The following is a 17,456-nucleotide window of genomic DNA, read 5'->3' on the forward strand; positions in this document are numbered from 1 at the left end:
GAGGACCTTGACCCCCGCGTCCGGCGGCGTGGCTCCGGAAGCGGGCGGTGATCGGCAGTACGCACTAGCCGGGCAGGATGCTAACCGGCGCAGCTGCACCATCCGAAGCCACAGGGCCGCCGGTTCCCTCGAACGGGTGAGGTCTCCGGCGGCCCCGGGCGCTGGGCACGTGAACGAGCCGGGCTGTCAGCGGCCGACGGGTTCGGGGTAGCGCTCGCGGCGGCGGTCCGGGTTGTCGACGCCGATCTCGTACCAGGGCTCGCCGCGCTTCAGCCGGGGCAGGGTGTTCACCCACACCGCGACGGTGATGCCCTTCACGTCGGTGGTAAGCGCCTGGCGGCGGTTGTCGAGCAGGTGCTCCTCCTTCCCTGCCAGGACGACATACAGCAGGGGGAAGCGCTCGGAGCGGGTGTAGCGGTGGCGCTGCCAGAACGGGTACGTGCGGCCGTTGGTGCCGCGGGCTCCTTCCCAGACGCGGCGCCCGGCGTAGCGCTCGTAGTCCCAGACCTCCTTCGCGAGGCGGGCCTGGGACATGGTGCCGTTGTCGAGCTCGAAGAGGCGCACCTCGCTGCTTTTGGTCGGCACGGAGAGCACGGCGTCGGTGTTGAAGCTGAGGCCGATCTCCTTGATGGCGTGGTTCACCTCCACCTGCCAGTCCGTCAGGCACTCGCGGTCGCCGGACAGGACGGTGTCGGTGTAGGCGAGGATCATTTCCGTCACCGCGACAGCGTGCGGACCGAACCCGGCCCGGACGGCCTTCGCTCCGGTGCCGGCCCTCGGGCGCGGCGGCAGCTCATTGCCTTCGGCCAGCGCCTTCTGCCCCGCCACCGTCAGGTTCCAGATCTGCTCTTTGCCCACCTTGCCGTTCGTCTCCGCCAGTCCGAGCTCCGCCAGCTTCTTCATCGCCCTGCGTACGTACGACCGGCCGTCCGACTCCTCCTTCGTGATCACTTCAGCCATCTGCCGGACCGTCGCTATGCGCACACACCCCAGAAACCGCAGCGCATCGGCCCTCACCTTCGCGGCTGTGGGAGTGGACCTCTTCTCCTTCGCCGGTGTCTCAGGGGAAGTCAGAGAGGTGTCAGCACGCTGGGAGGCCCCCTTGCGTGCTGTGTGAGCTGCGGTGATGGGCACAACGTTGGAATCGTTCACGGCACTGGACACGGCACTGGATTCCGGGCCGCCCGCAGGGCGCTCAGCACCCCTTGTCCAGGTCGGGTGCGGCTCGGGGCCGGGGTGGGCGGGCGGGGTGAGAGCGGGCATCGGATCCTCGGTTCTCCGGCCGGCGGCCGGGTCGGTGAGCTGGACCGGATCGCGCACTGCTGCGCACGACCCGGTGGCCACCGTGAGGAAGACCCCCTTGTCCGCGGTCTAACGTTCCCTGCCCATCGGCGTCTCCTGTGCCCTGGTTTGGGCTCGACCAGGCCGATTTGCCCGTGAGCGGAACCACATCCCCGCTCCGGGCCTGCCGGGTCCGGCCGGGAGGGAGGCTTCTCCTTCCCAAGCGCGGCCGTTGTCCACAGGCCCGCCGTTATTGGCTCCTGTTGAGGCCGCCGCGATCAGCGGGGCGGCCCGTACCCAAGGGAGCTGTCACGCCCGAGAACACCGTCACCACGCCGCTCGCCCCGATGGAACCGGAGGACGTCGCCGACGCGTTTGCCTACATCCGGGCGATGCAGGCCGACGACATCGACGCCGCCTGCACGGTCGCCGAGGACGTCGACGGTGCGAGCCTGCACCGGATGCTCCTGGAGGTTGCCGCACGCGTCATCATCCCGCTCACCGCCGTGGACGAGGACTGCGACGGGGCGACGTGCGCGCGCACCTTCCTGGCAGACGCGCTCGGGCGACTGTTCCTGGAGAATCTGAGTGACGGCGACTGCCTGGCTTTCCCGTCGGGCATCGCCCAGACCATCGTCCGCTTCACCGAGAACACCCGGCGACGTCGCCGACGTCCTCCGCCAGCTGGAGGCCGTCGGAATGGAGCAGACGATGCATGCACCCCCGGCAACGGCCGATGCGCACTCGATGCGCCCGACCACCGCGTAGAGCGCATCAGAGACAGCGGTGGTGCGCGCACGGCGATGCCCGGCACTCGTGCGCGCACCGAGCCGGGCGGGTGGTGCGCGCACGGTGCATCGCACCGCCCAGCGGTGCGATGCACCACGCACCGCGCCGCGCGCATCGGATGCGTGCCACTCCCAGGTGGTGCGCGCACCGTGCGCACCGGGTGCATCCGGTGCGCACACCACCTCGTCACGCGCGCAGCGATGTTCTGCACGCGAACTCGATGCGCGCCACTCGGATGGGGTCCATCTGCCGCCCGGCCGACCCCTTGTCCAGGTCCGGCCAAGCGCACGTTTCTCCTTGACCACCTTCGTAACCGGGTGCGTTTCTCCTTGACCACGGTTTCCGCATCTGCTGATCAGGCTGCGGTCAAGGGGGTGTGTGATATAGGGACCTGCCCTCCGGCGGAAGGCCGTGCTGGGCATCGCCAGGAGTGCGCGACATCGTGGTGCGCGCGCGTGCCGGACACCGTGACGCGCACGGTGCGGTACCGAACATCGTGGTGCGCGCGTGCCGGGCATCGTGGTGCGCGCGTGAGTGGAGACCACCCGGTGGAACCGCCCCGGAGTGGGGCCCACTCTCCACTCGGTGGAGTCCACCCGATGTTCTGCATCCGATGTTCTGCATCGGCATCCGATGCTGGGCATCGTCCACTGGATGCTGAACATCGTGCGTTCCACTCGGTGGGCGGTGTCACCACAGCCAGGCATTGGAGTGCCGCATCCGGGACAGGGTCCGCGCATCCCGGCGTGCTGCCGCGTTGCCGATCCGGCTCTGACGGGAACGGGGCCGGCGCGACTGCCCGGCGGCGAGGCGGCGCTTCCCGGCGTCCTGAAGCCGCCGTCGTTGCCGGTGCAGTTCCAGCTTCTTCGCCGCCTTCGACTTCGACTTTCGGGGCCGCTTCCAGACGGGCTGCCATCCCAGGGGCTCACCGGGCTCGCGTTCCTGGTCCTCGCCAAGCGCGGCGGCCATCTGAGCGCGGGCCGCCCGGGCACGGTCGAGGGCGTCCTCGGGGTTGGGCCGTTCTTCCGGGGTACTCACGTGACTCCTCCTGTGGTCCGGCCCGGCGTCTGCTGAATGCCCGGCTGCTGGGTGTGTGGCAACGGGGCCTTCGCCGCGACGGGCTGCGGCCGGAGACCGTCAGCGGCGGCGGCGCGCTCGCATATGCCGTCCTGGAGCCGGGCGGCCAGCTGCGCGGCGGCTTCGAAAGTCCGGCGAGTCCGCTCCACCGTGTCGATGTCGGTCCCCGGCTCCAGGGAGCCGCCCTCCTTCAGGCCGGTGCGGAACGGCCGCAGGTCCGCCCCCGGGGCGGCGGGCACAGCGACGACGTGCGGCCGGGGACGAGAGCCCAGGCGCTCCGCACGTCGCGCCGCGTTGACCCGGGCGGACAGGGCATCGGCGGCGAGACGGGCCCGCTCGTACAGCGACGCGGACCGCTTGCGGGTCAGCGGGCGCAGCACCGCCTGGTCCTCGGTGTCGCGCGGGTACAGGGCGCGCAGGTCGGCGGTCATCTTCCGGCCGCGCCCAACGGGTCGGGTGTAGTCGTCGACGACCGCCTGCACGATCTGTTCGTCCAGGCCCGGTTGGTGGGGTTGGCCGCGTCGTACGTAGGCGAGGTGGCGGCGGGCTTCGGCGAGGAGGTGGTGGCGTTTGAACGCGCCGCGCATCACGTACACCACGGCGACGGTGTCGACGGCCGCCAGGGCGACGTCGACCGTCGTTCGTACCCGCGCCCACACCGCCGCGGCCGCCGCTCGCGCCGAGGCCGCGAGCCGGGAGATGACGTCGATGCCGTAGGCCCGGATCGCTGAGTCCCGCCAGCGCTCGCGCAGCTCGGTCAGCGACACCGGCGTCTTCCGCTTGGGCGGGCGGGTCCGGTCGGCGGCCTTCCGGTCCAGCGCGTAGACGGCCCGCTCCCCCGGCCGGTGCCCGTGCCGTCGCTCGTAGTCGGCCACCAGGACGGACTTCGCGTCGGCGATCTGCTGGCGGCGGGTCGACTGCCAGCCGATGAGCCGCTGGTCGATCCCCGCGACCTCCATGACGGGGCGGCGGCCCGGGGTCACCTCGCGCGGCTCCCACGCCCACCCGAGGCGGGCGGACACCTCCTCCATGAAGTGCAGGGAGTACAGGGTGCCAGCGGCGACGATGTGCTCCAGCATGGAGTCCGCCGACAGGTTCCCCCGCGTCCCGTCCGGCCGCCGGACCCGGATCGACACCACCGCATGGTCGTGGAGCAGCGGCCGGCCGCCTCGCGCTTCGTAGTGCCGGAACACCGCGACCAGCAACCCGTCGCGGACGTGCTCGCGGTGCTTGCCGCCGCTGCCCCGCCTGATCTGCGCGACCGAGTCCTCGAGGTACGCCAGCGTCTTGTCCCGGGCGATGTCCTGGCACCTCTCCAGTACTTGGCGGTGCTCGTCGTCCATGAGCGCCCACGCGATCTGCGCCGTCGACGGTGCCCGGAACACGAGGTCCATGGCCAGCCAGGGTGTCCGCTCCTTGGCCTTCTCTGTCTCCGGTGACTGGTTGTGCTCGATCGGCCTGCCCAGCACGGTCGCCCGCCGGGCACGGGCCGGGCTCTCCCCCGCCGCCAGGAGCTCGCGCTCGATCCGGTCGGCGTCCGGGTGCCGGCCCTCACCGAGAAGGAGTTCGGCCTGCCGCTCGGTCACCACATCCCCGGCCGTCAGGCCGACCGCGGCAAGTCCCCGGCCCCGCCAGACGCCGGGCGGCACACCGGCTTCGTCCTGGGCTGCGCGCAGCGGCCGGCCCCGGCGGTGGCCGTCTCCGACCAGAACGCCGTTGCAGTAGTACGGCCAGCCCCTCGGGCCGATCTTCGCGACGCTGAGCATCCGGCCAGGGAACACCGCCCATGACCTCCATAGAGGCACGATCCCGGGGTCCTCCCGCCTGGCGGGAAGGCCAGCACCAGATCTTTACCGCAACGCCCGCCCGGCGGGCCGCCACGCAGCCCGAGACGGTAAGCCACCGGCCTGTGCACGCTCCCCCGCATGAACCACGAACTGCTCCACGGAGACCTCTGCCCGCTGTACCACCTCCCCCTGATCCAGCGCCTGGAGGCCGCCGTCCGCTCGAAAGCGCCGTACACCACCCGCACCGACACGACGCCCCACGGCACAAGCTGCGCCAGCGACATGACCCGCGCACAGAAGTGGGCCGATCTGATGCGCGCTCGCTACGAGGGCTGACCGGGACCGTGCGAATGCTGCGCGCCGACCACATCAGCACCACCCGCCACGAATTGCGACTCCAGCCGACTCCAACGCCTTCCGGTGCGTTTCAGCGCGCCACTCCCCCGACCACCCACCACTGAGCACACCACGTCACCGACGCCCTTCCACAAGACCAGCCACCACCGCCCCCGGCCGACCGGCCGGGGGCTTCGTGCGTCCTGGAGGAACTCGCCGTGCCCACGTACGAGACCCTGCCCCGCTTCACCATCGACCTGGACCGCCTCACCCCAGAACAGCGGTGCAAGTTCCGCCAGACCGTGGCGGCCTTCGTCGAGGACCTGCGCACCGGAGGACGATTCCGTCCTGGCCTCCGCGTCAAGCGCGTCCAGCGCTCACCCGGCGTCTACGAGCTCACCTGGTCCATGGGCGCCGGGCCCGCCGGACGCGCCACGTGGCAATACGGTGCGGCGCTCCGCCCCGGTGAGCAGCACATCATCTGGCGCCGCATCGGCACCCACGACATATTCACCGGCCCCTGATCGGGGACCGCATCGGTCGCTTTCACAGCGGTGCGCTCGGTGCGCGGTACGGATTGCACCGTCACCGAGTGGGCTGACCCGAACGCCTCCCCTTGCTGCTCGGCATCTCAGCCAGGACATCGCGGCCCACCGGACCGAGGCCCCTCCGGCTCGTCCGCTTGGCACGCTGAACCGGGAGCACCGGCGGCTCACCCTTCGGTGCGGCTGAGGCCGGCGGCGTCACCGCCTGCTCGGTCTCTGGCTCTGCGGTCCCGTCGGCGACGGATTCGATGTCGCAGCCCTCGTGTACGAGCGCACACCGCAATGTCTCTTCGGCCTCCTCGACCGTCGTGGCCGCAGGCGCATCGTCCGCTGCGGTCGGGAGGCCCAGGTGCTCGCGAAGGCTGATGGTCGCGGCCCAGACCGGAGCGAGGAGCTGTTCAGCCTCCGGTCCGAGCCGGGCAAGGGCGACGGCCAGGACGTCGATACCCTCCAGGGCGTCGTCGACGGCGCAGCCTGCTGTCTCGGGCCAGCCCGCCACCTGAACGACGTCGTCGAGTTGGCACGCCGCATCTGCGGCGGTGTCGGCCAGCACTGAAACGCGGCAGCCGAGGTACGAGGTCATGGTCACACTTCCCCAACGAGCCGTCCCGCCCGGCGAAACACCCCCGCCCCACAGCTCGTTGAACGGAGTATGACTACCGTCCCACTGCTCCAGGCCCTCTCCCGCGATACGGCCGTACTGCTGGACGACCTCGCCCGCAGCACCTGGTCCCCCAGCGCCGCCGAACGAGAGCTCGCCCTGGCTCTCGCCCGTACCGGGTTGCGCGGCGGCGGGATCCGCACGGAGCTGCGCGCGGCCGTGGAAGACGTTCACGGTGGTCGGCTCGTCGACCTCCTGTCCCCCGCTGCTCCCCTCGGGGAGCTGACCGCACCCAGTCCGGAGACCGAGGCGGTCCTGCATCAGCTGACGCGCCTCCTGGACGCGGTCGCCGCCGAGTGATGAGTGCGGCGGTTAGAAGCACCTCGGACTCGGACGGCGCGTCAGGCAGGTTGGCCCGCCGTGTATTCCGCCCGATACCTGCGCCGGCGGTCTTACGGCGACAGCCAGGTTTGCAGGAGGTAGTGCTCGCCGGAGTCGTCGACGGTGTCGAGGGCGAGTGCGTGGGTGCGTCCCTGGTTGTGGAGGCGTAGTTGGTAGGTGCCGGGGCCGTGCGGGGTCAGGGTGGGCAGGTCTTCGAGGGAGCCGTCCTCGTAGCCATGCACCACGAGCCTGCCGGTGGTGGAGGTAAGCACGGTCTCGATGACGTGCTCCCACGGTCCCGGGGCGGCGCCTGGGTCGGTGGAAGCCGGCTGGACGGTGACGTGGACGTTGCCGGTGTGCAGTCCGGTCAGGATGAGTGCGGCGTCGTCGTCGGTGGCCAGGACACCGTCCTGAGCGGTACTGGCTGGCGGCACGGAGTCGATGCCGAGGTCGGGGTCGGCGAGGTAGAACTGCCGGTATTCCACCCACACTTCGATGGGCCCGGTGGTGGTCATGTGACGTTCACCCAGAACGCGTCGCCGTTGAGGATGCGGTGGTCCTTGTATGCCTTGAGCAGGTACTTGGAGCCGCCCGCCGTGCTGTTGTGCTGTGCGTAGATCATGCGGCGGCTGTAGACGCCGGTCGCCCCGCCCTCCCTTGATCCCACCCTCAGATGACGCTACGTCGCTGCACGGGAATTGTGGTGATCGTCCTCACGGAATGTATGCCTGGCCCCCTACTCACCGATGTAGTAGCCACTCGGGCAAGAATGTGCGTCGGAACCGGGCCACCCATGACAATGCCAGCACACGCCCCTTATTGGGCACTGGCTGCCCGGACCGCGCGGCTTGGGTGCGAGGCCCCGGCAGATGCTCATGTACGTGAGGTGGATGAGTACCGTCCCTGCGAGCGGCGCTCATCCACCTCACGTACATGAGCACGGTCTGAGTGAGCGTCCTCAGGTCGCCCTTCGCAGGGGGACGACGACGTCCTCGCCGGTGGACTTCGCGCTGAGCCGGTAGTAGCTGATGTGCGCGAGCCGGTCGGACTCCTCGAGCCATCCGGCTGCCACGACCTGGCGGCGTGTGCGGGAGAAGACGGTGGGCGACATCCCTACGAGAGCGGCAAGTGCGGCACCGGTCTCGACGACGGCTCCGGCCCGGTCGGTGGGGTGCATGGCGTAGAGCATGACGACCAGGCGCTGGTTGGCGGTCATGCCGGCCGTGCGCTGGAGAACGTCCAGGAGCTTGGTCTTGTCCTCGTTGTTCACTTGGCCTCCCAGCGCGACGGGGTGGTGTTGCCGAATCCGGGGATGTCCGGCGGCCGGCAGGACTTGATCGCTTCCCGCTGTTCAATCCCGGTGCCGTGGAAGGCGATGTACGGGCTGATGCGGTACAGCTTGTAGTTGCCGATGCGGCCCCGCTCGATCAGGATGCGCCGCTTCAGCAACTTCCTGTTGATCTTGCCGACCGCATCGCCGGTCATACCGACCCGCTTGCCGATGTCGGCGCCAGTCGCCCGCAGCGGCTCCATGCCCGCAGGAGAGATCCCGATCCACCACAGCACCAGGAATTTCTGACTGGGCGTGAACTCCCGGCTCTCCGTGATCGCCTCAACCCGGGCCTTGTCCACCTGGATGTGATCACCGGAGAAGGCGTACGGCGCGTACGGGACGGCCTCGCCTGTATCGGCGTCCACCAGCCTGCGTGCTGCTCCCAACGGGCCCTCCGGGGACGGGTCTTGCTGTGACGTGCATGAGCAACGGCCCGTGGGCCGCCTAGATGAACGTAGCGTACATGAGCAGAAAGTTCATGAACTCGGCCTCCAGGGCGTGTCGCTTGCCCGCTCACACATCTCGCTCTTGCGGCCGCCCTGGCAGGAACCCGCGCCACTGATGAACGTGAGGTCAAGGTGCTCAGGTCCTGCGAACCGTGTTGCGGTTCTTGGGACCCGTGTGTGCAGTGCCAGAGAACTGCCTGTACTGACCGAGAGAACTGGGTGCACGCTGCCAGGAACCGTGTGGCAGATCGTCAGATCTGTATGTCTTGAAGCCTTTTAGCAGGTCAGAGCACATATTGGGGATGGCGCTCTCTTAAGTACCAACCTGCGGATATCCGGCTGGCTCAGGAATCGGGCAACGAGCCGACTCAAGCGGTCGCGCTGCATCCTGTGGATGCACGGACTTGCTGCGGACGCGGCCGAATGTCTGATGGGCCTGTCGAATGGAACTCAGCTCTGGGACTCTCTACCTCAACCACCGAAAGCGCGCCCCGACGTGCCTGTGGTTGGCGACTGCCCGTCAGTGGCCACACGAGCCGCGACCGGTCTCAGCCATGTCACCCTTCTGTTCACCCCAGGCGACCCGCAGCCGCCCAGCCTCCTGCTGCCCCCGTCGGGTCCCGCAGGCCCGCAAGGGCCGAGGACGCGCCGACCAGTAGGCGCGCAGACGCAAGCCTTCCTGAAGAAATCGACGGCACCGACGCCGAAGAGCGCACCGTGGCTCACGTTCGCGGCGCCATCGCCCATACCCAGTCGGCCACTCTGCTTACCGCCTGGTTCACCAAAGACGACATCCACAACTGGGACTTAAACCCCAAACTGTATACTGAGGGGCAAATATCGGTCCGCAGAACGGGCCCCAGGAGAGCCGTGGCCAATCTCCCGTGGGTGATCGGCCATTCCGGGCGAAGACAGGGCGGCAGAGCGCCGCACAGCCGTTTTCGGCGGCCTTGAACCCCTACAGACGTACCACTCTCACGGTCTCCCTGCAGCTGAACTCGGTCAAAGTGGCCACCCCACCCAATGGCCACTCCCCCGCCAAACGCAAACTCGGTCAGACCCTCCCCCGGGCAATAACACCCCAGCCCTACGCAAGCTCACCTGGCTCCTGGGCTCGGTCGCCGATGCGGAACGGTTGTCCCGGGTTCGGGTTGCACTTTGGTCTGGGTTCCGCGACCCACTGGATCGATTTCCCGTCAGCCCGTGCGCTCGGCAGCTGAATCGGCAGTGCTGGTCACTCACTGGGAGTCGCGGAGGCAGTCGGAGGCTTCTACCGTCGGGGAGTTCGTGGCTATTGTCTGACGTCCTCCTGCCCGGTATTCAAGTAGCGCAGGTAGACCGCTTCCTCAGGGTGGGTCGCGATGCGGATCCTGTTCCATGCCTCGTTGTGTGTGGTTCCGAGCAGACGTGAAAGCCTGCGAGCCTGCCAAGACGTGATGGGCGCAAAGATCCAGCGCCGCCACGTGAGTTGCTTCATACGGTGATCCACATCCCTGGGTCACTTCAGTCGATACCGGTTCCTGTCAGAAGCGCCATCCATAGGGGAGCGAGGCAGCGAGCGTGAGCTGCCCACTGGCGCCGTGCGCGGGTGGTCATCTGGGCTCTGCAGTACAGGTCGCGGGCGGTTCGTCATCGGCGACGACAGGGTCAAGAGCATCGTGACCGACCGCGCAGTCACTGTGGTGGTGGGGATGAGGCGTCGGCTGGGACGCGGCAATGAAGGCCATCACCCGGCTCCGAAGATGTGCCGGCAGGTGGTGGAGATCCTGATTGTCGTACGGATAGTTGCCGTAGAGGGCATGCAGTGCCGCTTCAAGCGTGTCGTGCCGGTCCGGATCACACCAGCCGGTTCTCCCGGCAATGTCTCGACCCACCGAATGCCAGACGACCGCATCCTCGGGCTCTTCCTGTCCCGTGAGCCCGGCCAGGTGCTCTTTCACGGTCGGGGTGAAGTACGCCTCGACCTGCTGGTCGTCGTTGACTTGGAGGTAGCGCCGCAGAAAGTACGCGCCTGCCCCTTCGCCGCGCAGGTAGGCGCTGATGGTGCCGATGAGCAGATGCATGTGCTCTTGCGCGTCGGTGAGCTTGTACAACGTCATGGCCTGCCACTCCGCGAAGTCGTCCGTGTTCCAGCGCCCTTCGTCCATGGCGCAGTGGAGGTACTTGGCGATGCGGTTGGAGTGGTATCGCACGAGTTCCGTCAGCACTTCGGGGACAGGCATTCTGTGGAAGTCTCCGACGGACCTCTGGGGTTGAGCAAGGGCTGGCTCGGCAAGCTCCTCGGCCCTGGAGGATCGGTCCCGTCGGACCGCCTGCAGAGCAGTTGCGTAAGATTCGCCGGTTTCGGCCTGGCGTCGGCGGGCTGCGTTCGACCGGGCCTGGTTGTGGGACTTCATGGAGTGCCTTCCGCGCCAGCCCCGTGACCCGGCGCTGGCAGCGGTGATGACGTCAGAAGGCCAGCAGGCGATCACGCGGCGCGTAGTTCAGCTGTCGACGCAGTGCACCGCTCACGGGGCGGTGGACGCTGAGCTGGAGCCGTCGCTGAGCGGCTCTGGGGAAGACAACGAACGACAGTTGCAGTGGTCACGGCCTCGAATACCTAGAGCCTGTCACGTTAGCGCCACGCGCATCGTCACTGATTGCGCCTCAGAACAGCTATGACCTAGTAAGGTTCGCCACATGAGCATCCCAAGTCCGCGCGGTGACCGAGAAAAACTAATCACCGCACTCACCCCCCAGCTTCGACGCCTGCTGAAGATCAGGGCTTTTGAGCACGGCATGGACATTCAGGACGCAGCGGAGCACGCCATCAAGGCGTGGTATGACGTCCAAGAACCTCCTGAGGTCGCCACTGACGGTGCGAAGACCTGGGGAACCTTCCTGCCTCCTGGTGAGCCCGAGCAGTTCAAAGACACCTGCAACGAGCGCAACGTGACATACGTTCAGGGCCTCGCCCAGGCCGTCACGATGTGGCTGGAGGCCCACCCCTCCCCCTCCTCGCCGCTCACCGCCCAGCCGGTCACCCGCGTGATAGTGGCCAACCAGAAGGGCGGAGTCGGCAAGACCTTCATCAGCAGCGGCATCGCCCAGGCACTGGCCGAAGCTGGCAAGCGGGTACTGATCGTCGACTACGACCCGCAGGGACACCTCACGTCCGAGCTGGGCTTCGAGGACCTCATGTACGAGGAGGACGTGGAGACGCTCCTCATGCACATGGAGGGCACCGCCAAGGACGACATCCACGACCTGCTCGTGGCCCTCGACCAGAAGCGATTCGGCGAGCGGCTCCACCTGCTCCCGGCGTCCGATGACGCGTTCCTGCGCGATGTGTCCCTGTCCAAGGTGTCCTTCAGTGAGGCCGCCCTCGAACGGGCCCTGGAGCCACTGGAGGCGGACTACGACGTCATCGTCATCGACGGTCCCCCCAGCCTGGGTCTGAACATGGACACGGCGCTGTACTACGTCCGTCGACGGGAGGGAGAGCTCGCGGACCGTTCCGGCATCATCACTCCGGTGTGGGCCAACAAGGCGTCACACCGCGCATTCAAGCTGCTGAGCAAGCAGAAGGACGACCTCTGCCACAAGGGGCGCATCACGGTCGACTACCTCGGGCTGGTCGTCAACGCCTACGACAGCCGCCGCGGCAAGCTCGTCAGCCAGAACAAGGATCAGTGGGAACGCAGTTCCTCCCCGTCCGTGCTCGCGGTGATCGGAGACCTCAAGGAGGGCCGCGAGGCAAGCGACGGGGAAATCCCGCTGCTGGAGTACGCACCGGACAGTGAGCACGCCAACGCGATGCGTGACCTGGCGAAGGAGTTGGCGGTATGAGGCAGGTCAAGACGAAGCCCCAGGGCGAGCGTGTGACCCAGGGGTTTTCGATCGACGAAGAGGGCACGGACCAGACTCCCGCGCCTCGCCGCTCTGTCCGCACCCGGGAACAGATCATGAGAGGCGAGGGCAAACGCCCGCCGGCCTCCGTCGCGTTGTCGCTGCTGGCACACAACCCTTTCAACCCTCGTGATGAGCTGACCGACGTCGAGGAGACGGGCGCGTCGCTGAAGGAGCGCGGGCAGCTCCAGCCCATCGCAGTCGTACGGCGGGCAGCCTTCCTCGCTGTGCACACGGATCAAGCTGAGGCGATTGGCGAAGCGGAGTACGTCGTCATCGACGGCAACCGCCGTCTCGCAGGCGCCACAGCAGTGGGACTCCCCCAGCTTCGCATCGACGTCAATGATGATCTTGCTGCGTCTGCCGCCGACATGCTCGAGTCGGCGCTGATCGCGAACATCCACCGTGTGGACGTTCCGCCGATGGATCAGGCCAAGGCCATCCAGCAGCTGAAGGAAGTCCACGGATCCCAGAACCAGGTCGCCAAGCGCCTCGGCAAGACAGGGGCCTGGGTGTCCCAGCGGCTCGCCCTCCTGGAGCTCACCCCGGAGCTGCAAGTCCAGGTGGAAACGGGAGACCTGAAGGTCGAGCCTGCCCGCCGCATCGGGCGCCTCCCGAAGGAGCAGCAGGCGGATGAAGCTGCGAAGGCCGTTAACGCCGTTAAGACCCCTCGCCCGCGTTCTCCCCGTCGCACCACGGAGCAGCCTCCGGCTGCCGAACCAGTTAACGCCGTTAATACCCCTCCAGCTTCAGATGGGGATCCGACCTCCACCGTTAACGCCGTTAACACCCCGGAGGCGAGTAGGGGCGGAGCCGACCGAATCACGGCACCGGCCGTGATCGACTGGAACGATCCCGAAGCGGTAGCCGCAGTCGTCCGCCAGTGCATGTCTCTCCCGCACCGGAAGCGCCTGGCTTCGATTCTCCTGCGGGAGAACACGAACGGCTGATCCACTGAGATTGTCAGGTCCCGAACGCACGAAGGCCCGGTCCCCGCATGCTTGGGTTCTAGTGGTCGTCGCAACACCCCAGTTCAGGGGATGCGATGGACTTCAAGATTCGGGAGATCCGGACGGCTCAGGGCCCGAAGAAGCTGCCGCGTGAGCGGGAGGAATACTTCCGGCTCATGCAGCAGGGATTCAGCAACGAGCACGCATGCCAGATCGTCGGCATCAACGCGAAGACCGGGCGCCGATGGCGCAACGGTCGCAGCGCCGACCGCAAGCAGAAGGCGGCACCCCAGGTTCGGCCGGTGGTGCCGCCTTCTGGTGCGTCCAGGTATCTGTGCGAGGCGGACCGGATCCACATCGCTGACCGGTTGCGGGAGAAGGCGTCGGTGCGTGCGATCGCCGCGGAGCTGGACCGCAGCCCGTCCACCGTCAGCCGCGAGCTCCGTCACAACCGCACAAACGGGTCCCGCGGCCTGTGGCACTACCGGCCCTACGCCGCCCAGGCCCGCGCCGACGCCCGTCGACCACGCCCCAAGCCGGCGAAGATCGGCCAGAACCCCGAACTGCGGGACTCCGTCCAGCGCGGCCACCGGAAACACAGAAAGGCCCGTACTCCCTGCGGCGTTCGCAGGGAGTACGGGCCTTCGCGGTGTCGGGCGTCAGGCCGCCCGGGTCGCGGCGCACCTTGATCAGGGGTTGGGGAGACCGGCGGCGGTCGCTGTGGGCACCGAGACCTACCCGGCGCTCGGGGCGTTGTCGAGCCGGTGGAGGAGTTGGGCGGCGCGGGCGTGCGGGCAGTCCGTGTCCGTCCAGCCGTGCTCCTGGCAGTAGCCGTGGTGATCGAGGTGGCACGGTTCGGGCTGATGGAGGTCGCGCACCAGGGCGAGGGCCTCTGCCAGCACCGCGCTGTCGGGGTCGGAGGGGGCGGCCTCGATGGAGTACCGGATGGGGCGGCCGAGCTGTTGGGCGTATTGGATCTCGGAGCGCGTCGATTCCCCGATGTACCCGCCCGGAGCGACGATCAGGACTTCGTCGGCGAGGTCGATCTTGTGTCGGTGCAGGGTGTCGAGTCGCGCCTTGAGGTCTTCGGCCTTCCTCGCGTCGTCCCACAGGAGATGCGGCTGCTTCATGTTGCAGCCGGGCGCCAGAGTGATCTTCCCTGCGGCGGTCTCCCGCGTAACGGCTTCCTGGAGTTCAGCCCAGAAGCGGGTCGAGCCGCACAGCGCAACGATGCGCGGCCGCCCCTCCGGGGAGTCGAGATCAGAGCGGGTGCGGCCGGTTGGTTCGGTGGTCATTGGGCTCCTCGTTCGTCGTACGTGTTGGGGTGCCGTAGGTCTTCGGCCTGTCAGGTATCAATTCCCGTACCGGGCAGTGGGGGTTACGCGCGCGTCCCCGCGATGGCGTCGTCCAGGAGATCGGGGACGTCGCCCATGTACGGGTCGATGTAGCGCTTGTGGGCGTTGACGTCGAACTCGGTCGTCCATGCGCTGATCCAGGCTCCGGGTACCAGCGTGGTCTCCCGCCCCGACAGTGCGGTGATGAGCCGGGCAGCGTCCCGGGAGGCGTGCTGGGTCTGCATGTAGGGGCCAAGTCGCAGCAGAGTGTGGCCGTTGCCGTCGGTTTTGCAGGCTTCGACCGTGACGGCGTAGTGCGCTTGTTCCATGCCGACTTCGCCGGGGAGGGCCAAGTCGGCGGCAGCGTGGGTGAGCGGAGCGTAGGCCGGCTGCCAGGTGCCGAGGATCGCGGTCGTCTCGCAGCGCAGCCAGCCCCTGCCGATGTAGCCAAGCTGGTGCCCGTGGAGGTAAGCCGCGGCGGTACCCGTGTCGGGGTGGCCCAGGGAAACGGCAATCACCTCGGGGTCGCAGTCGTCGCCGGGACGGGGGTGCGCGCGCTCAACGAACGGACCGACCCGCACAGCGACGTCCCGGCAGGCTCCGGGTGTCCAGGGCTGCGGGGAGCGGAGCGCGGCGGTGGCGGCCTGGTGTGCGCGGAAAGCGCCGACGGCGGCCTGGTCCTCGGGGGTGTGGCTGCAGCGGCGGAACAGGTGGCGGATCATCGGGCGGTCTCCTGCTCAGAGGTGGCGGGCGGAGCGGTAGCGGGCGTCTTGAGCACGCGGGGAAGGTGGGCGTGGAGGTGCTCGACTTCGACCTGGCGACCGCGGCCGCGGAGTTCGCGGGCAAGGATTTCGGTGAGGCCAGATGCCCTGTGACGGCCTCCTGCGCAACCGATCGCGATGCGGCGGGGGCCAGCGGGAAGGGTCGCGTAGTCGGCGAGGTTGGCAATCAGTTCGCGGGCACCAGGGGTGTTGAGGACGACGTCCTGGACGCGGGGGTGGTGGCCGTCGAGGTCGAGGATGTCGCGGGCGGCGGCGGGGTCGCGCAGCCGGTCACGGACGTCCTCGATCCGGTCGGCGGCGGGTGGGATGGGGGAGCCGTCCGGGCCGGTGGGCAGGTGGAGGTAGCCGAACGAGATCAGGCGGATCGGGTGCACGAGAGGGCCTCCAGGGTCTGGGTGAGGGCGGAGCGCTGGGGGAGTGGGGTGACCGGCGGGAGCCACCGGTGGGCGCAGTGCTGGCAGCGGTGGTACGACGCCCATCCGGCGTCGCCGGGGCCGAACTTGACTGAGCGGCTGATGCGGGTGCAGGCCGGGCACGCGGAGGCGGCCCTGATCTCTTCCCGTTCCAGCCATTCGCAGTGGATGACGGTGGCGGCCTGCGCGGTGGGGTGGCTGGAGGCGGCGTCATCGACGTACCAGGGGCAGTCGTCTTCGTCAGGCTGCGCCCGTACGGCGCGGATGTGGACGCGGTGGGTGCCGAAGGCGATCAGGTCGTTGAGTTCGTGGCTGGGGACGATGAGTTCTCCGATGATCCGCCGGTGGTAGGCGCTGGTGACGGCGAGTACGGCGCGGTCGGTCAGGTGGCCGAGGGCCAGGAGGCGGTCGCTCTCCTCGCCCAAAGCGACGGTGGGGATGCCGTGCAGGCGGTCGAAGCCCGGCTCGGTGCCGGACAGGGCGAACTGCTCACCAGGAGCGGCATCGGTGAAAACGGTCACGGGGTCTCCTCGAGGTTGAGGGGTGGCATCCGGGGCGGCCGGGCTCGTGGCCGGCGGCCGCCCCGGGCCGAACAGGGGGAAGCGGCCCACCCGTTGGGGCGGGCCGCTTCGAGGGGTGTGCTGTTCGGTGGCGGTCAGCTGCTGGTGGGCGTGGCCATGCGCAGTTCGGCCAGGGCGATCCCGACCGTGGCGCAGGGCCCGGCGCAGAAGAGGCGGGCGGGCATGGTGGAGCCCTGGACGTGGATGCGGACCCAGCCGCGGGCCGGCTCGCTGCGGCCCGTGGCCTCCTGGCCGCACCCGTCGGTCGGGCAGTCGCCCGGCGGCAGAATCCGGCGTCCGGGCTGGGAGCCGGACGCGGCGGTGACGTACTTCCCGCCGTACCACTCCCGCTGCTTCTGCGAGCGCTCCTTGACCGGCTTGCTGGTGCGCTGCGCCTCGCGGACGGCGGCCAGGCAGCCGCACGCTTCGGTTGCGGGAACCTGGCGGTAGGTGTGTTGGCGGTAGCCGCGCATGCTGCCGTGGTCTATCCCCTGCTCCTGGCCGACGACGCTCACCGTCCCGCCTCCTTCGCGGCGTTGAGCGCCACGGCCGCGTTGAGGATGTCGGCGTGGTCGAACGCGAGTTGCTCGGGGAGGGCGTCCAGGGGCCACCAGCGGGCGGTGCGGGCGTCGTCCCCGGCGACGATCGGGGCGCCTGCGGGGACGACGGCGAGGAAGGCAGTGGTGCTGTACCTGCCTCGCGGGTCGCGGCCGGGCTGGTCCCAGGTGCCGATCTCGCGCAGGGCGTCGGCGGCCACAAGGAGACCGGTTTCCTCCCCGAGCTCCCGAGCGGCGGCCTTGCGGCTGGACTCTCCCCGGTCTCGGTGTCCACCGGGCAGGGCCAACTCGCCCTCGAACGGCTCCCAGTCGCGCTCGATCAGCAGAACGTGGCCATCGGGGGTCAGGGCGACCACGTCGGCGGTGTAGCGGGTGGTCTCGGTGTCGTTCATGTGT

The 17,456-nt window shown here is 68.7% G+C and carries 20 protein-coding genes and 1 pseudogene; 6 read left to right on the plus strand and 15 right to left on the minus strand.

Going from position 1 to position 17,456, the window contains the following annotated elements:
- Positions 1 to 186: 186 nt before the first annotated feature.
- The 4 genes from ACIA73_RS36695 to mobF all read right to left on the minus strand — a co-directional run bounded on the left by ACIA73_RS36695 (position 187) and on the right by mobF (position 4,913).
- The gene (locus ACIA73_RS36695) at positions 187 to 1,263 is read right to left on the minus strand and encodes a replication-relaxation family protein (protein WP_399443307.1); all 1,077 of its coding nucleotides are present in this window, start codon (positions 1,261 to 1,263) and stop codon (positions 187 to 189) included.
- Positions 1,264 to 1,559: 296 nt separating this feature from the next.
- Entirely contained in the window at positions 1,560 to 2,132 is a 573-nt protein-coding gene (locus ACIA73_RS36700; protein ID WP_399443308.1) for a hypothetical protein, read from the minus strand.
- A gap of 628 nt (positions 2,133 to 2,760) precedes the next feature.
- Positions 2,761 to 3,108 carry a hypothetical protein gene (locus ACIA73_RS36705; RefSeq protein WP_399443309.1) on the minus strand — a complete coding sequence of 116 codons (348 nt, stop codon included), beginning with the start codon at positions 3,106 to 3,108 and terminating at the stop codon, positions 2,761 to 2,763.
- Positions 3,105 to 4,913: a MobF family relaxase gene (gene mobF / locus ACIA73_RS36710; RefSeq protein ID WP_399443310.1), complete on the minus strand. Its 1,809-nt coding sequence runs from the start codon at positions 4,911 to 4,913 to the stop codon at positions 3,105 to 3,107. Before mobF ends, ACIA73_RS36705 begins: the two co-directional genes overlap by 4 nt.
- A gap of 159 nt (positions 4,914 to 5,072) precedes the next feature.
- On the opposite strand from mobF, the gene ACIA73_RS36715 reads away from it, so the two are divergent.
- Both ACIA73_RS36715 and ACIA73_RS36720 read left to right on the plus strand, forming a co-directional pair.
- Complete coding sequence (locus ACIA73_RS36715) at positions 5,073 to 5,270, plus strand: hypothetical protein (RefSeq protein ID WP_399443311.1); 198 nt, start codon at positions 5,073 to 5,075, stop codon at positions 5,268 to 5,270.
- 218 nt (positions 5,271 to 5,488) lie between these two features.
- Positions 5,489 to 5,794: a hypothetical protein gene (locus tag ACIA73_RS36720; RefSeq protein ID WP_399443312.1), complete on the plus strand. Its 306-nt coding sequence runs from the start codon at positions 5,489 to 5,491 to the stop codon at positions 5,792 to 5,794.
- 61 nt (positions 5,795 to 5,855) lie between these two features.
- Here the strand turns inward: ACIA73_RS36720 and ACIA73_RS36725 are convergent, their stop codons facing one another.
- On the minus strand, positions 5,856 to 6,398 hold the full coding sequence (locus tag ACIA73_RS36725; protein WP_399443313.1) for a hypothetical protein: 543 nt from the start codon (positions 6,396 to 6,398) through the stop codon (positions 5,856 to 5,858).
- Between the two features lie 69 nt (positions 6,399 to 6,467).
- Between ACIA73_RS36725 and ACIA73_RS36730 the strand changes: the two genes are divergently transcribed.
- Positions 6,468 to 6,776 carry a hypothetical protein gene (locus ACIA73_RS36730; RefSeq protein ID WP_399443314.1) on the plus strand — a complete coding sequence of 103 codons (309 nt, stop codon included), beginning with the start codon at positions 6,468 to 6,470 and terminating at the stop codon, positions 6,774 to 6,776.
- A 92-nt stretch (positions 6,777 to 6,868) separates the two neighbouring features.
- On the opposite strand, the gene ACIA73_RS36735 is transcribed toward ACIA73_RS36730, so the two are convergent.
- From ACIA73_RS36735 to ACIA73_RS36750, 4 genes are all read right to left on the minus strand, one after another.
- Positions 6,869 to 7,312, minus strand: a complete 444-nt coding sequence (locus ACIA73_RS36735) for a hypothetical protein (RefSeq protein ID WP_399443315.1) — start codon at positions 7,310 to 7,312, stop codon at positions 6,869 to 6,871.
- A 443-nt stretch (positions 7,313 to 7,755) separates the two neighbouring features.
- On the minus strand, positions 7,756 to 8,013 hold the full coding sequence (locus ACIA73_RS36740; RefSeq protein WP_399443386.1) for a replication initiation protein, RepL2: 258 nt from the start codon (positions 8,011 to 8,013) through the stop codon (positions 7,756 to 7,758).
- Positions 8,014 to 8,063: 50 nt separating this feature from the next.
- Complete coding sequence (locus tag ACIA73_RS36745) at positions 8,064 to 8,516, minus strand: MarR family transcriptional regulator (protein ID WP_399443316.1); 453 nt, start codon at positions 8,514 to 8,516, stop codon at positions 8,064 to 8,066.
- Positions 8,517 to 10,168: 1,652 nt separating this feature from the next.
- The gene (locus tag ACIA73_RS36750) at positions 10,169 to 10,798 is read right to left on the minus strand and encodes a hypothetical protein (protein ID WP_399443317.1); all 630 of its coding nucleotides are present in this window, start codon (positions 10,796 to 10,798) and stop codon (positions 10,169 to 10,171) included.
- Positions 10,799 to 11,255: 457 nt separating this feature from the next.
- On the opposite strand from ACIA73_RS36750, the gene ACIA73_RS36755 reads away from it, so the two are divergent.
- The 3 genes and pseudogenes from ACIA73_RS36755 to ACIA73_RS36765 all read left to right on the plus strand — a co-directional run.
- Positions 11,256 to 12,404, plus strand: a complete 1,149-nt coding sequence (locus ACIA73_RS36755) for a ParA family protein (protein ID WP_399443318.1) — start codon at positions 11,256 to 11,258, stop codon at positions 12,402 to 12,404.
- Positions 12,401 to 13,414 (plus strand): ParB/RepB/Spo0J family partition protein, encoded by a 1,014-nt coding sequence (locus ACIA73_RS36760; RefSeq protein WP_399443319.1) that lies wholly within the window; start codon positions 12,401 to 12,403, stop codon positions 13,412 to 13,414. The genes ACIA73_RS36755 and ACIA73_RS36760 overlap by 4 nt, the downstream gene beginning before the upstream one ends.
- 95 nt (positions 13,415 to 13,509) lie before the next feature.
- Positions 13,510 to 13,995: pseudogene (locus ACIA73_RS36765) on the plus strand (helix-turn-helix domain-containing protein); the annotation flags it as partial.
- A gap of 153 nt (positions 13,996 to 14,148) precedes the next feature.
- Here the strand turns inward: ACIA73_RS36765 and ACIA73_RS36770 are convergent.
- From ACIA73_RS36770 to ACIA73_RS36795, 6 genes are all read right to left on the minus strand, one after another.
- The gene (locus ACIA73_RS36770; RefSeq protein ID WP_399443320.1) at positions 14,149 to 14,709 is read right to left on the minus strand and encodes a hypothetical protein; all 561 of its coding nucleotides are present in this window, start codon (positions 14,707 to 14,709) and stop codon (positions 14,149 to 14,151) included.
- Between the two features lie 83 nt (positions 14,710 to 14,792).
- A complete protein-coding gene (locus ACIA73_RS36775) occupies positions 14,793 to 15,470 on the minus strand; it encodes a hypothetical protein (RefSeq protein WP_399443321.1) in 678 nt (225 codons plus the stop codon).
- The gene (locus ACIA73_RS36780; protein WP_399443322.1) at positions 15,467 to 15,904 is read right to left on the minus strand and encodes a hypothetical protein; all 438 of its coding nucleotides are present in this window, start codon (positions 15,902 to 15,904) and stop codon (positions 15,467 to 15,469) included. Before ACIA73_RS36780 ends, ACIA73_RS36775 begins: the two co-directional genes overlap by 4 nt.
- On the minus strand, positions 15,886 to 16,464 hold the full coding sequence (locus ACIA73_RS36785) for a hypothetical protein (protein WP_399443323.1): 579 nt from the start codon (positions 16,462 to 16,464) through the stop codon (positions 15,886 to 15,888). The genes ACIA73_RS36780 and ACIA73_RS36785 overlap by 19 nt, the downstream gene beginning before the upstream one ends.
- Before the next feature lie 134 nt (positions 16,465 to 16,598).
- Positions 16,599 to 17,018: a hypothetical protein gene (locus ACIA73_RS36790; RefSeq protein WP_399443324.1), complete on the minus strand. Its 420-nt coding sequence runs from the start codon at positions 17,016 to 17,018 to the stop codon at positions 16,599 to 16,601.
- Positions 17,015 to 17,452 carry an NUDIX domain-containing protein gene (locus ACIA73_RS36795; RefSeq protein WP_399443325.1) on the minus strand — a complete coding sequence of 146 codons (438 nt, stop codon included), beginning with the start codon at positions 17,450 to 17,452 and terminating at the stop codon, positions 17,015 to 17,017. Before ACIA73_RS36795 ends, ACIA73_RS36790 begins: the two co-directional genes overlap by 4 nt.
- Positions 17,453 to 17,456 lie beyond the last annotated feature (4 nt).

Source organism: Streptomyces sp. NPDC051561 (assembly GCF_044454195.1).
Taxonomy (GTDB): domain Bacteria; phylum Actinomycetota; class Actinomycetes; order Streptomycetales; family Streptomycetaceae; genus Streptomyces.